Origin of the sequence: Pseudomonas sp. FEN (assembly GCF_904067045.1) — a bacterium.
In the GTDB taxonomy this organism is placed as follows: domain Bacteria; phylum Pseudomonadota; class Gammaproteobacteria; order Pseudomonadales; family Pseudomonadaceae; genus Aquipseudomonas.
The window spans coordinates 769,306-783,627 of the sequence record NZ_CAJFDC010000001.1; the positions used below are offsets into that span (position 1 = coordinate 769,306).

The window sequence follows — 14,322 nt, forward strand, 5'->3', positions numbered from 1 at the left end:
GCCAAGCATAGGCCGTCGCACTTGCGCTTCCTCAAGAGAATACGCATGCAAACTTTTTTTATCGCGCCCACCGATTTTGGTGTGGGTCTGACCTCGATCAGCCTCGGGCTGGTACGCACACTGGAACGCGCCGGTTTGAAAGTCGGCTTTTTCAAACCCATTGCCCAGCCCCATCCCGGCGACCTCGGCCCGGAGCGCTCCACTGAACTGGTGGCCCGCACCCATGGCCTGAAACCACCGCAGCCGCTGGGCCTGGCCCATGTCGAGCGGATGCTTGGCGACGGCCAGCTCGATGAGCTGCTGGAAGAAATCATCACCCTCTACCAGCAGGCCGCCGTCGGCAAGGACGTGCTGGTGGTCGAAGGCATGGTCCCGACCCGCAGCGCCAGCTACGCCGCGCGGGTCAACCAGCACCTGGCCAAGAGTCTGGATGCCGAGGTGATCCTGGTTTCGGCCGCGGAAAACGAAGTACTGAGCGAACTCTCCGGGCGGGTGGAGCTGCAGGCGCAACTGTTTGGTGGTCCCAAGGACCCGAAAGTCCTCGGAGTGATCCTCAACAAGGTCCGTACCGACGAGAGCATCGCCGACTTCTCCGCCCGCCTGAAGGAACACTCGCCGCTGCTGCGCAGTGGCGATTTCCGCCTGCTGGGCTGCATTCCGTTCCAGCCCGACCTCAATGCGCCGCGCACCCGCGACGTCGCCGAACTGCTTGGCGCGCAGGTGCTCAACGCCGGTGACTACGAGCAGCGGCGCATGAACAAGATCATCATCTGCGCCCGTACCGTGCGCAACACCATCGACCTGCTCAAGCCCGGCGTGCTGGTGGTGACCCCGGGCGACCGCGACGACATCATTCTCGCCGTGAGCATTGCCGCGATGAACGGCGTGCCCCTGGCCGGCCTGCTGCTGACCAGTGACACCCTGCCCGATCCGCGCATCATGGAACTCTGTCGCGGGGCGATGGCCGCTGGCCTGCCGGTGTTGTCGGTGAGCACCGGCTCCTATGAGACCGCCAACCAGCTCAACAGCCTGAACAAGGAAATTCCCATCGACGACCGCGAGCGCGCGGAGATCATTACCGATTTCGTCGCCGGGCATCTGGACGCCCAGTGGTTGCACCAACGCTGCGGCACCCCGCGGGAAATGCGCCTGACGCCAGCGGTGTTCCGCTACCAGTTGATCCAGCGCGCCCAGCAAGCCAACAAGCGCATCGTCCTGCCCGAAGGCAGCGAACCGCTGACCGTGCAGGCCGCCGCCATCTGCCAGACCCGGGGTATCGCCCGCTGTGTGCTGCTGGCCAAGCCGGCGGAGGTCGAGGCGGTGGCCCGGGCGCATGGTTTCGAACTGCCGCCGGGCCTGGAGATTCTTGACCCGGACCTGATTCGCGGGCGCTATGCCGAACCCATGGTGGCCCTGCGCAAGAGCAAGAGCCTGAACACGCCGATGGCCGAGCAGCAACTGGAAGACACCGTGGTGATCGGCACCATGATGCTGGCGCTGGACGAAGTCGACGGACTGGTCTCCGGGGTGATCCACTCCACCGCCAACACCATCCGCCCGGCCTTGCAACTGATCAAGACCGCGCCGGGTTGCACCCTGGTGTCGTCGGTGTTCTTCATGCTGTTCCCGGACCAGGTGCTGGTCTATGGCGACTGCGTGATGAACCCTCATCCCTCGGCGGCGGAGCTGGCGGAAATCGCCCTGCAAAGCGCCGACTCGGCCCAGGCGTTCGGCATCAGCCCACGGGTGGCGATGATCAGTTACTCCAGCGGCGAATCGGCCAGTGGCGAGGAAGTGGAGAAAGTCCGCGAGGCCACCCTGCTCGCCCATGAGGCCCAGAGCACTTTGCTGATCGACGGGCCGCTGCAGTACGACGCCGCGGCCAACGAAACCGTGGCCCGGCAGTTGGCGCCCAACAGCCAGGTAGCGGGACGCGCCACGGTGTTCGTGTTCCCCGACCTGAACACCGGCAACACCACCCACAAGGCGGTGCAACGCAGCGCCGACTGCGTCAGCCTGGGGCCGATGCTGCAAGGCCTGCGCAAGCCGGTCAATGATCTGCCGCGCGGTGCCCAGGTGGACGATATCGTCTACACCATCGCCCTCACCGCGATCCAAGCCGCCAACCGACCTGTGGATATCTGAATGTTAGACTTTCTTCCGGCCCCGTTGCGAGGTGTGATCGCCTCGCTGCTGTTGACGTTGAATACCCTGCTGCTGTGTTCGTTCCTGTTCTGCGTGGCCCTGCTCAAGGCCCTGCCCTTTGCCCTGACCCAGCGTCTCAGCCACTGGCTGATGAACCATACCCATGAGGCCTGGATCAGCAACAACAAAGCCTGGATGCAACTGGTGCGCCGGACCCGCTGGCACCTCAGCGGCCTGGAGGGCCTGGACTACCAGCACTCCTACCTGGTCACCAGCAACCACCAGAGCTGGGTCGATATCATGGTCTTGCAGTACGTGCTCAACCGGAAGATCCGGCCCTTGAAGTTCTTTCTCAAGCAGGAGCTGATCTGGGTCCCGGTGATCGGCCTGGCCTGGTGGGCGCTGGGTTTTCCCTTCATGAAGCGCTATTCCAAGGCGTACCTGGAGAAGCACCCGGAAAAGAAGGGCAAGGACCTGGAAACCACGCGCAAGACCTGCGCGAAGTTTCGCAACGACCCTGTGGGTATCTTCAATTTCGCCGAAGGCACACGCTTTACCCAGGGCAAGCACGCGCAGCAGCAGTCACCGTTCCGTTATCTGCTCAAACCCAAGGCCGGCGGCATCGCTTTTGTGCTGGATGCCATGGGCGAGCAGTTGGAATCCATCATCAACGTGACCATTCATTATCCGGGCGGCAAGCCGGGGTATTGGGATCTGTTGTGTGGCAACGTGCGGGATGTGGTGGTGCATTTCCAGGAGTTGAAGGTTCCGCCGCAGTTCATTGGCCGCAACTATGACCAGGATGGCGAGTATCGCCTGGAGTTCCAAGGCTGGATCAACCAACTGTGGCAAGACAAGGACGCCTTGCTGGCGCAGATGCATCGCGAGTATCCCGCCAAGTCTTGAGGCGCCAGGAAAACCTTTGTGGCGAGGGGGCTTGCCCCCGTTCGGCCGCGAAGCGGTCGCAAACCCTATATCTGCGGTTTGCCTGAACGCATGCGGCGCCTGAATTCAGGGCCGCTTCGCGCCCCAACGGGGGCAAGCCCCCTCGCCACAAGTCGCTTCCCGACACGTGCAAAAAAGCCCGCGGCCGATCACTCGGCCGCGGGCTTTTCAATGCAGCTGATCCTTAGATCGCGCCGCGCTGGCGCAACAGCTCCAGAACCTGCTTCACGCTGTCCTCCAATGACAACGACTGTGTATCCACCACCAGGTCGGCATTGAGCGGTACGTCGTAAGGGAACGACTCGCCCGGAATGTTATCGCCACCGGCCGCGTACAGGCCCTGGGGATCACGCGCCTGGCAGGCCTGCGGCGAAGCCTGGACATACACCGTCAACATGCGCTCGGCGCCGATCAGTGCCTTGGCCTGTTCACGACCTTCGGCATCCGGCGCCACGAAGGCCGCCAGGGTCAGCAGGCCAGCCTCGTTGAACTGACGCGCCACGTGCGCGGCACGCCGCCAGTTCTCGGTGCGGCCAACACGATCCTGCGGCAAGCCCTTGTTCAGGTCTTGACGCAGATTCTGACCATCGAGCACGAACACCGCACGCCCCATGTCAAACAACTTGCGCTCCACGGCGTAGGCCAGGGTGCTCTTGCCCGCGCCCGACAGGCCGGTGAACAGCACCGTCGCCGGCTGCTGGCCGAAACGCTGGGCACGTTCCTCGGTGGCGACATGGGCCAGCTTGCCGTGGTGCGTGGCGCCGCCATGGACCAGCGGCTGGGCGACGATCATGCCGGCACCCACGGTTCCATTGGTCAAACGGTCGATGATGATGAACGAGCCGGTGGTGCGGTTACTCTCGTAACCATCCAGGGCAATCGGTGCATCCAGGGCGATCTTGACCTTGCCGATCTCGTTCAGCTGCAAGGCGCTGGCCGGGCCCTCTTCGAGGGTGTTCACATCGACTTTGTTGACGATGCTGGCAATCGAGCCTGGCACGTAGCTGGTGGCACGCTTGATGTCGTACTTCTTGCCCGGCAGCATCGGTTCCTCGGCCATCCAGACCAGCATGGCCTCGAAGCTGTCGGTCACTGGAGGCACATTGTCGGCATGTACCAACAGGTCGCCACGGGAGATATCGATCTCGTCTTCCATGGTCAGCGTTACCGCCTGGCCAGGACCGGCATGTTCCAGCTCGCCGTCGAAAGTGACGATGGATTTCACCCGGCTGCTCTTGCCCGAGGGCAGCACCACCACCTCGTCACCCTTCTTCACGATGCCGCTGGCCAGGGTGCCGGCAAAGCCACGGAAATTCAGGTTCGGCCGGTTGACGTACTGCACCGGGAAACGCAGGTCGGTGAAATTGCGATCACCCGCCACTTCCACGGTTTCGAGGATTTCCATCAGCGACTGGCCGGTGTACCAGGGCGACCGCTCGCTCTTGTTCACCACGTTGTCGCCCTTCAAGGCCGACATCGGCACGAAATGCATGCTGGTCGGCTTCAGCTTCAAGCCCTCGGCGAACTTCAGGTAGTCGGCCTTGATCGACTCGAACACGCCCTGGTCGAAGTCCTTGAGGTCCATCTTGTTGATGGCGACGACGATATGCTTGATCCCCAGCAACGAGGCGATGAAGCTGTGGCGACGGGTCTGGGTCTGCACGCCATAGCGGGCATCCACCAGGATGATCGCCAGGTCACAGGTGGAGGCACCGGTGGCCATGTTACGGGTGTACTGCTCATGGCCGGGGGTATCGGCGATGATGAACTTGCGCTTGGCGGTGGAGAAGTAGCGGTAGGCGACATCGATGGTGATGCCCTGCTCACGCTCGGCCTGCAGGCCGTCGACCAGCAACGCCAGGTCGATGTCGTCACCGGTGGTGCCGACTTTCTTCGAATCGCGGGTGATGGCTTCCAGATGGTCTTCGTAGATCATCTTGGAGTCGTGCAGCAAGCGCCCGATCAGGGTGCTCTTGCCGTCGTCGACGTTACCGCAGGTCAGGAAACGCAGCAGTTCCTTGCGTTCGTGCTGGCCCAGGTAGGCGAGGATGTCCTCGCTGATCAAATCAGATTGATGCGACATGCTTAGACCCTGTTTAGAAATAGCCCTGACGTTTCTTGTCTTCCATCGAACCGGCACCATCGTGGTCGATGACCCGGCCCTGGCGCTCGGAAGTACGCGTCAGGAGCATTTCCTGAATGATGTCCGTGAGGGTTTCAGCCTCGGACTCCACCGCGCCCGTCAACGGGTAGCAGCCAAGGGTACGGAAACGCACCTTCTTCTTGACGATACGCGCCTTGTCCTCGTCGGACAGGTGCTCGAGGATCCGCTCGTCGTCGATCATGATCAGGGTGCCGTTCTTCTCGATGACGTCGCGTTCGGCGGCGAAATACAGCGGCACGATCGGGATGCCTTCAAGGTAGATGTATTGCCAGATGTCCAGCTCGGTCCAGTTCGACAGCGGGAAGACGCGGATCGACTCGCCCTTGTTGACCTTGCCGTTGTAGACGTTCCACAACTCCGGGCGCTGGTTCTTCGGGTCCCAACGGTGCTTGCTGTCACGGAAGGAGTAGACACGCTCCTTGGCCCGCGACTTCTCTTCGTCACGCCGGGCACCGCCGAAGGCGGCGTCGAAGCCGTACTTGTCCAGGGCCTGCTTGAGGCCCTCGGTCTTCATGATGTCGGTGTGCTTGGCGCTGCCGTGGGTGAAGGGATTGATGCCTTGCGCCACGCCGTCCGGGTTCACGTAGGTGATCAGGTCCAGGCCCAGCTCGGCAACCATCTTGTCGCGAAAGCTGTACATCTCCTGGAATTTCCAGCGGGTATCGACATGCATCACCGGAAACGGCAGCTTGCCCGGGAAAAACGCCTTGCGCGCCAGGTGCAGCATCACGGCGGAGTCTTTACCGATGGAGTACAGCATCACCGGATTATCGAACTCGGCGGCCACCTCGCGGATGATATGGATGCTTTCCGCCTCCAGCTGTTTCAGATGCGTCAGTTTGTCGACCATGGCTACTCACGAAAAGCGTTCTTATGGACGGCCAGCGGGCCGTGTTCGAGCGAGGCATGCTAGCACAGCCCCCTATTCTATTGAGGGGGCCAACTAGATCGAAACGATATAAGAATATACCCCCCTGTTTGGCCAGGCCAGACCCGTGGGAGCGCCGTCCTTGCAGGAGCGGAGCTTGCCCGCGAAGAGCGATAGCGCGGTGTATCTGAAAAACCGCGGCACTCCTTTCGCGGCGGCGCGGCGTTCCGACAAGCTCCGCTCCCACAAGGGCCAGTCAGCAGTTGCTAGATCGGATTCGGGCAATCGATAAACAGGTGCTCCAGCGCGAAACGCCGCGCCAGGTACTCGCCCAACGCCTGCACGCCATAACGCTCGGTGGCGTGATGGCCAGCGGCGATAAAGCTGATACCGTTCTCCCGCGCACTGTGGAAGGTCTGTTCCGACGCCTCGCCACTCAGGTACAGGTCGACACCAGCCAGCACCGCCTGATCAATGTAACCCTGGCCACCGCCGGTACACCAGCCGACCCGACGGATCATCTCGTCGCCCTCGATCAGCAACGGTTCGCGCCCCAGCACTTGCTGGACCTTGCGCGCGAAGTCGCGGGCGGTCAGCGGTTCATGCAGCGAGCCCACCAGTCCGACAATCTTCGGGTTGTCCGGGTCCAACGGGCCTTCCACGGTGATATCCAGCTGTCGCGCCAGCTGCACGTTGTTGCCGACTTCCGGATGCAGGTCCAGTGGCAGGTGGTAGGCCAGCAGGCTGATGTCGTGCTTGAGCAAGGTCTTGAGCCGGCGCTGCTTCATGCCGGTGACGCAAGGGTCCTCGCCCTTCCAGAAATAACCGTGGTGCACCAGGATCAGGTCGGCCTGGGCTTCGACGGCCGCGTCCAGCAGCGCCTGGCTGGCGGTCACGCCGCTGACGATACGCATCACCTGCGGCCGGCCCTCGACCTGCAGGCCGTTGGGGCAATAATCGGCAATCCGCGCGCTGTTCAGAAAGCGATCCGCTTCCTCGACCAGCGTATTCAATGAAACCGCCATAAAAACTCCTGAATATCCCATTCAGAGGCGCTCGCGGCCTCGTATAATGCGCCACATTATGGGCCGTCCGACATGGCCTGCAACCTTCCAGGACTTTGCTCAATGCTCAAGGCTCTGCGTTTCTTAGGCTGGCCACTGCTGGCCGGTGTGCTGGTGGCAATGCTGATCATCCAGCGCTACCCGCAATGGGTCGGCCTGCCCAACCTCGACGTGAACCTGCAACAGGCGCCGCAGACCACCCTCAGCCAGCAAGGCCCAGCCTCCTATGCCGACGCGGTGAGCCTCGCCGCACCGGCGGTGGCCAACCTGTACACCACCAAGATGGTCAACAAGAACACTCATCCGCTGTTCGAGGACCCGCAGTTCCGACGCTTCTTCGGCGACAACCTGCCCAAGCAGAAGCGCATGGAGTCGAGCCTCGGTTCGGCGGTGATCATGAGTTCCACCGGCTACCTGCTGACCAACAACCATGTGACGGCCGGGGCCGACCAGATCGTGGTGGCCCTCAAGGACGGTCGTGAAACCCTGGCCAAGGTCGTCGGCAGCGATCCGGAAACCGACCTGGCGGTGCTCAAGATCGATCTGCCGAACCTGCCGTCGATCACCATCGGTCGTTCGGACCAGATCCGCATCGGCGACATCGCCCTGGCCATCGGCAACCCGTTCGGGGTTGGCCAGACCACCACCATGGGCATTATCAGCGCCACCGGCCGCAACCAGTTGGGGCTGAACAACTATGAAGACTTCATCCAGACCGACGCGGCCATCAACCCCGGCAACTCCGGCGGCGCACTGGTGGATGCCAACGGCAACCTGACCGGTATCAACACCGCGATCTTCTCCAAATCCGGCGGTTCCCAAGGCATCGGCTTTGCGATTCCGATCAACCTGGCGGTGGAAGTGATGAAGGCGATCATCGAGCACGGCCAGGTGATTCGTGGCTGGCTGGGGATCGAAGTGCAGCCCTTGACCCAGGACCTGGCGGAATCATTCGGTCTCAGCGGACGTCCGGGCATCGTCGTGGCCGGGGTATTCCGTGACGGTCCGGCGCAGAAGGCCGGCTTGCAGTTGGGCGATGTGATTCTCAGCATCGACGGCGTGCCGGCCACGGACGGTCGTCGCTCGATGAACCAGGTGGCGCGGATCAAGCCGACCGACAATGTGGCCATCCAGGTGCTGCGCAATGGCAAGGAACTCAAGCTGATGGCGGAAATCGGCCTGCGTCCACCGCAGCAGACGCCACCGCAGGAAGAGGAATAACAAACACGCTCCCTTGTAGGAGCGCCGACCGGCTGCTCCTACACCCGGCCAGCAGGCCGGGGTAAACCGTCAGAGATCGCCCAGGGCGTCGACCAGGGCCTGGTTCTGCTCAGGCGTGCCGATGGTGATCCGCAGGAACTGGGCAATACGCTCCTGCTTGAAGTGCCGCACGATCACCCCCTGCTCCCGGACCTTGGCCGCCAGCGCCGCCGCATCGTGTTGCGGGTGACGGGCGAAGATGAAGTTCGCCGCCGACGGCAGCACCTCAAAGCCCTTGACCTGCAGCTGCGCCACCAGCCATTCGCGACTGTCGATGACCTTGCGGCAGGTTTCCTCGAAGTAGGCCCGGTCCTCGAATGCCGCCGCCGCCCCGGCAATCGCCATACGGTCCAATGGGTAGGAGTTGAAGCTGTTCTTGATCCGCTCCAGGGCCTCGATCAGGTCCGCGTGCCCAATCGCCAGGCCGACCCGCAAGCCCGCCAGGGAACGGGACTTGGACAGGGTCTGGGTGACCAGCAGATTCGGGTAACGGTCCACCAGGCTGATGGCCGTTTCGCCGCCGAAATCGATATAGGCTTCATCGACCACCACCACCGAATCCGGGCTGGCCTTGAGCATCTGCTCCACCGCGTCCAGCGCCAGCAGGCAACCGGTCGGCGCATTCGGGTTGGGGAAAATGATCCCGCCGTTGGGCCGAGCGTAGTCCGTCACACGGATCTGGAACTGCTCGTCCAGCGCTACCGCCTCGAAGTTGATCCCATACAGGCCGCAGTACACCGGGTAGAAGCTGTAGCTGATATCCGGGAACAGCAGTGGCCGGTCCTGCTGGAACAGCCCGTGGAAGATGTGCGCCAGGACTTCGTCGGAACCATTGCCGAGAAACACCTGGTTGGTCTTGACGCCGTAGTACCCGGCCACGGCCTGCTTGAGCAGATCACCGTTGGGATCCGGGTACAGACGCAGATTGTCGCTCACCTCGGCCTGCATCGCCGCCAGGGCCTTGGGCGAAGGACCATAGGGGTTCTCGTTGGTATTGAGCTTGACCAGTTTGGCCAGCTTCGGTTGCTCACCTGGCACATAAGGCACCAGGTCCTTGACGAATTTGCTCCAGAACTTGCTCATGCTTGTTTCCCCTGTTCCTTATCAGCGACGATCCGATATTCCGCGCTGCGGGCGTGCGCGCTCAGCGACTCGCCACGGGCCAGTACCGAAGCGGTCTTGCCCAGTTCGGACGCGCCCTGCTCCGAGCAGAAAATGATCGACGAACGTTTCTGGAAGTCATACACCCCCAGCGGCGACGAGAAGCGTGCGGTCCCGGAAGTCGGCAACACGTGGTTGGGACCGGCGCAGTAGTCGCCCAGGGCCTCGGAGGTGTGCCGGCCCATGAAGATTGCTCCGGCGTGGCGGATCTGCGGCAACCAGGCCTGCGGGTCGGCGACCGATAGTTCCAGGTGTTCCGGCGCGATGCGATTGGCCACGTCAATGGCCTGCTGCATGTCACGTACCTGGATCAGCGCTCCACGGCCGTTGATCGAGGTCTCGATAATCGCCGCGCGCTCCATGGTCGGCAGCAGTTTGGCGATGCTCGCGGCAACCCGGTCGAGGAAATCGGCATCCGGGCTGACCAGAATCGCCTGGGCATCTTCGTCGTGCTCGGCCTGGGAGAACAGGTCCATGGCAATCCAGTCCGGGTCGGTCTGGCCATCGCAGACCACGAGGATCTCCGAGGGGCCGGCGATCATGTCGATACCGACCTGGCCGAACACATGGCGCTTGGCCGTCGCCACATAGATGTTGCCGGGACCGACCACCTTGTCGACCCTGGGCACGCTCTCGGTGCCGTAGGCCAGCGCCGCGACCGCCTGGGCGCCGCCGATGGTGAACACCCGGTCGACCCCGGCGATGCACGCCGCCGCCAGCACCAGTTCGTTGATTTCACCACGCGGGGTCGGCACCACCATCACCACCTCAGCGACACCCGCCACCTTGGCCGGAATCGCATTCATCAGCACCGAAGACGGATAGGACGCCTTGCCACCCGGTACGTACAACCCGGCCCGGTCCAGCGGCGTGACCTTCTGGCCCAGCACCGTGCCGTCGGCCTCGGTGTAGCTCCAGGAGTCCTGTTTTTGCTTCTCGTGGTAGCTACGCACGCGCTCGGCGGCTTTTTCCAGGGCCAGGCGCTGCGGTTCGGTGATCCGGGTCAAGGCCAGTTCCAGGCGCTCGCGGGGCAGGATCAGATCGGCCATGGAGGCGACTTCCAGGCCGTCGAAACGCTGGGTGAACTCCACCAGCGCCGCGTCGCCGCGCTCACGCACGGCCTTGATGATGTCCAGCACCCGCTGGTTGACCGAGTCGTCGGACACACTTTCCCAGCTCAGCAGATGATCCAGATGATGAGCGAAATCAGGATCGGCGGCGTTGAGTCGGCGAATGGCGATAGACGTGGTCATAGCGTGGGCCTCAATAATTGGCGAATGCTTGGGAACAGCAGATCTCAGGCGCCGCAAGATTACCAAGCCATCCGCGTGGGCACCTGAGAATTCTGGCTATGACACGGATAGATGGGCGCGGCTCAAGGCCGCGCATGTGAGTCAGTTGCGGTGTCGCGACTCCACTGCCTTGCGCAGGGTGTCGATCAGGGACTGGATGCGGGCGTGCTGCATTTTCATCGACGCCTTGTTCACCACCAGCCGGGAGCTGATGGTCGCGATCAGTTCCTGCGGTTCGAGGCCGTTGGCCCGCAGGGTATTGCCGGTGTCGACGACGTCGATGATCTTGTCGGCCAGGCCGATCAGCGGTGCCAGTTCCATGGAGCCATAGAGCTTGATGATGTCGACCTGACGACCTTGCTCGGCGTAGTAGCGCTTGGCAACGTTGACGAACTTGGTCGCCACGCGCAGACGGCCCTTGGGCTCGACGGCACCGATGGCGCCGGCGGTCATCAGCTTGCACTGGGCGATCTGCAAGTCCAGCGGCTCGTACAGACCCTGGCCGCCGTACTCCATCAACACATCTTTACCGGCCACACCGAGGTCGGCCGCGCCATGCTCGACATAAGTCGGCACGTCGGTAGCCCGCACGATCAGCAGACGGACATCGTCCTGGGTCGTGGGGATGATCAGCTTGCGACTCTTGTCCGGATTCTCGGTCGGCACGATGCCCGCTTCAGCGAGCAGCGGCAGGGTGTCATCGAGAATGCGGCCCTTGGACAGTGCAATGGTCAGCATGGGGAAACCTAAGTCCTTCAACCTGTATCAAAAAAGCACACGCCACCTGTAGGAGCAGCGTCGGTACTAGCCTGGAACGCGGCGGATCTTGGCACCGAGCATCTGCAACTTCTCTTCGATGCACTCATAACCACGGTCAATGTGGTAGATGCGATCGATCAGCGTGTCGCCCTCAGCGGTCAGGGCCGAAATTACCAGGCTGGCCGAAGCCCGCAGGTCGGTGGCCATGACCGGCGCGCCTTTCAGGCGTTCGGTACCGGTGACGATGGCGGTGTTGCCTTCGACCTGGATCTTGGCGCCCATGCGATGCAACTCGTAAACGTGCATGAAACGGTTTTCGAAAATGGTCTCGATCACCGCGCCAGTGCCCTCGGCGATGGCGTTGAGGGAAATGAACTGGGCCTGCATGTCGGTCGGGAATGCCGGATACGGCGCGGTGCGCACGTTGACGGCCTTCGGACGCTTGCCATGCATGTTCAGCTCGATCCAGTCTTCACCCGTGGTGATTTCGGCACCGGACTCTTTCAGTTTCTCCAGCACGGCTTCGAGGATGGTCGGATCGGTGTCCTTGACCTTGACCCGACCACCGGTAGCGGCCGCAGCCACCAGGTAGGTGCCGGTCTCGATACGGTCCGGCATCACCTTGTAGGTGGCCGAATGCAGGCGCTCGACGCCGTCGATGGTGATGGTGTCGGAACCAGCACCGCTGACCTTCGCGCCCATGGCGTTGAGGAAGTTCGCCAGGTCGACGACTTCCGGCTCGCGCGCGGCGTTCTGCAGCACGCTGCGGCCACGGGCCAGGGAAGCGGCCATCATGATGTTCTCGGTGCCGGTCACGGAGACGGTATCGAAGAAGAAGTTCGCCCCACGCAGGCCGCCTTCCGGCGCCTTGGCCTTGATGTAACCGCCTTCGACGTCGATCACCGCGCCCATGGCTTCCAGGCCACGGATGTGCAGGTCCACCGGACGCGAGCCAATGGCGCAACCGCCGGGCAGGGCGACTTCGGCCTCACCGAAACGAGCGACCATCGGCCCCAGCACCAGGATCGAGGCGCGCATGGTTTTCACCAATTCGTAAGGCGCGATCAGGGTCTTGATGGTGCGCGGATCGATTTCCACGCTGAGCTTTTCGTCGATCACCGGCTCAATACCCATGCGCCCGAACAGCTCGATCATGGTAGTGATGTCGTGCAGGTGCGGCAGGTTGGCCACGGTCACCGGGCCATCGCACAGCAAGGTGGCGGCGAGGATCGGCAGGGCGGAGTTCTTCGCCCCGGAAATGCGGATTTCGCCATCAAGACGAACGCCGCCAGTAATAATCAATTTGTCCATAAGGGTCTCGACGCCAATTCAGGCTCAGGTGCGCTCGGCCCAGGCCGCGCGGCTGAAAAATTTCATAGTGACCGCATGGATGCTGCCATCGGCGATCCACGGGTTCAAATGGGCATAGATGCTTTGCTGACGCTTCACCGGGCTCAGGGCCACCAGTTCGTCGCTAATCACGTTCAGTTGGAAGTTGCAGCCTTCGCCTTCAACTTCAACCTGCACCTGGGAAAGAGAGCCCGACAGCTTTCCTTCAAGGAAGCTCTTTACTTCGTAGGCCTGCATGCTCAACCTCAATCGGCGCCCAACGCGCGCGGGTCGGCCATCATACAAAAAAGCCCCGCGCCTGCGAACCCCGTATTGCAGGGACGCTGACGGAGGGCCTCTTTATTTATGGCACAGTTAATGAACGCCGAGGATCTCCGTCAACTCGGAAACCTCGGCGATTTCGCGCATATCTTGTGGCATGGCGCGAATGCTCAGGGATTTACCCAGCTCAACGGCGTCACGCATGAACGCCAGCAGCAAGGCCAGGCCGACACTGCTGGACTTCTGCACGGCAGAGCAGTCGACCACCACGGCCTGCGCCTTGCTGGCCTTGATCAACGCCTGCCCGTCCTTGCGCAGGGCCGGGCCGGTGCTGTAGTCGATCACGCCGGCCAGCAGCAAGTCACCCGCCTCACCGGCGCGAACGCTGGCCTCACTCATTCTGCGCGGCCTTCTGCGGGTTCTTCTCGGATTCGGCCTTGGCCTTCTCCACCTCGCCAGCCCAGTTGTTGATGGTCAGGTCCAGGTTGTTGCCGTTGCGCTGCATCGCGTCGGCGAACTGATCGCGGAACAGCTTGCCGATATTGATGCCATTGATGATCACGTTGCGCAGTTTCCACTCGCCGTTGATTTTCTCAAGGGTGTAGGAAACCGGATAGATCGCGCCGTTGCTGCCCTTGACGGTCATGCCAACGCTAGTACGGTCGCCCGACTCATCCTTGGGCGAGTCGACGGTGATGCCCTGGTTGTTGTACTCAAGCAAGGCGTTGCCATAGAACTGGAACAGGCCCTTCTTGAAGTTTTCCGCGAAGGTCTTCATCTGCTCGGGCGTGGCCTTGCGCGAGTACTTGACCGTCATGATGCTTTTGGAAATACCCTCGGCGTCCACCACCGGACCGACGATGGTATTGAGCGCGTCATAGAAGGCACTGGGGTTTTGCTTGTACTGGGCCTTGTTGGCCGACAGATCGGCCAACATCCGGTCGGTGGTGTTCTTGACCAGGTCATGGGCCGAGGTTGCCGCCAGGGCGTTGCCCATCAAGGGCAAAGTCGCCAGCAACACCAGCAGACCGCGTCGCAACATCGAGATCATGG

General features: G+C 62.3%; 13 protein-coding genes. 3 read left to right on the top strand and 10 right to left on the bottom strand.

The features are described from left to right. The first annotated feature begins 45 nt into the window (after positions 1-45). Positions 46-2,145 (top strand): phosphate acetyltransferase, encoded by a 2,100-nt coding sequence (pta, locus tag PFEN_RS03610; protein ID WP_191485661.1) that lies wholly within the window; start codon positions 46-48, stop codon positions 2,143-2,145. Beyond that, complete coding sequence (locus PFEN_RS03615) at positions 2,146-3,051, top strand: acyltransferase (protein ID WP_191485662.1); 906 nt, start codon at positions 2,146-2,148, stop codon at positions 3,049-3,051. 223 nt (positions 3,052-3,274) lie between these two features. Here the strand turns inward: PFEN_RS03615 and cysN are convergent, their stop codons facing one another. The 3 genes from cysN to PFEN_RS03630 all read right to left on the bottom strand — a co-directional run bounded on the left by cysN (position 3,275) and on the right by PFEN_RS03630 (position 7,147). Beyond that, entirely contained in the window at positions 3,275-5,173 is a 1,899-nt protein-coding gene (gene cysN / locus PFEN_RS03620; protein ID WP_191485663.1) for a sulfate adenylyltransferase subunit CysN, read from the bottom strand. A gap of 13 nt (positions 5,174-5,186) precedes the next feature. Continuing rightward, positions 5,187-6,104, bottom strand: coding sequence for a sulfate adenylyltransferase subunit CysD (cysD, locus tag PFEN_RS03625; protein WP_191485664.1), 918 nt, complete (start codon positions 6,102-6,104; stop codon positions 5,187-5,189). Positions 6,105-6,388: 284 nt separating this feature from the next. Further along, on the bottom strand, positions 6,389-7,147 hold the full coding sequence (locus PFEN_RS03630) for a Nif3-like dinuclear metal center hexameric protein (protein ID WP_191485665.1): 759 nt from the start codon (positions 7,145-7,147) through the stop codon (positions 6,389-6,391). Positions 7,148-7,249: 102 nt separating this feature from the next. On the opposite strand from PFEN_RS03630, the gene algW reads away from it, so the two are divergent. Then, complete coding sequence (algW, locus tag PFEN_RS03635) at positions 7,250-8,407, top strand: Do family serine endopeptidase AlgW (RefSeq protein ID WP_191485666.1); 1,158 nt, start codon at positions 7,250-7,252, stop codon at positions 8,405-8,407. Between the two features lie 69 nt (positions 8,408-8,476). Here the strand turns inward: algW and hisC are convergent, their stop codons facing one another. The 7 genes from hisC to PFEN_RS03670 all read right to left on the bottom strand — a co-directional run bounded on the left by hisC (position 8,477) and on the right by PFEN_RS03670 (position 14,320). Beyond that, entirely contained in the window at positions 8,477-9,529 is a 1,053-nt protein-coding gene (gene hisC / locus PFEN_RS03640; protein ID WP_191485667.1) for a histidinol-phosphate transaminase, read from the bottom strand. Further along, positions 9,526-10,860: a histidinol dehydrogenase gene (gene hisD, locus PFEN_RS03645; RefSeq protein WP_191485668.1), complete on the bottom strand. Its 1,335-nt coding sequence runs from the start codon at positions 10,858-10,860 to the stop codon at positions 9,526-9,528. Before hisD ends, hisC begins: the two co-directional genes overlap by 4 nt. A gap of 141 nt (positions 10,861-11,001) precedes the next feature. Continuing rightward, positions 11,002-11,637, bottom strand: a complete 636-nt coding sequence (hisG, locus tag PFEN_RS03650) for an ATP phosphoribosyltransferase (RefSeq protein WP_191485669.1) — start codon at positions 11,635-11,637, stop codon at positions 11,002-11,004. 66 nt (positions 11,638-11,703) lie between these two features. After that, on the bottom strand, positions 11,704-12,969 hold the full coding sequence (gene murA, locus PFEN_RS03655; RefSeq protein ID WP_191485670.1) for a UDP-N-acetylglucosamine 1-carboxyvinyltransferase: 1,266 nt from the start codon (positions 12,967-12,969) through the stop codon (positions 11,704-11,706). 24 nt (positions 12,970-12,993) lie between these two features. Further along, positions 12,994-13,245, bottom strand: coding sequence for a BolA family protein (locus tag PFEN_RS03660; RefSeq protein WP_121136659.1), 252 nt, complete (start codon positions 13,243-13,245; stop codon positions 12,994-12,996). A 117-nt stretch (positions 13,246-13,362) separates the two neighbouring features. Next, on the bottom strand, positions 13,363-13,668 hold the full coding sequence (locus tag PFEN_RS03665) for a lipid asymmetry maintenance protein MlaB (RefSeq protein WP_191485671.1): 306 nt from the start codon (positions 13,666-13,668) through the stop codon (positions 13,363-13,365). After that, positions 13,661-14,320 carry a phospholipid-binding protein MlaC gene (locus PFEN_RS03670; protein WP_191485672.1) on the bottom strand — a complete coding sequence of 220 codons (660 nt, stop codon included), beginning with the start codon at positions 14,318-14,320 and terminating at the stop codon, positions 13,661-13,663. The genes PFEN_RS03665 and PFEN_RS03670 overlap by 8 nt, the downstream gene beginning before the upstream one ends. Between the last annotated feature and the right edge of the window lie 2 nt (positions 14,321-14,322).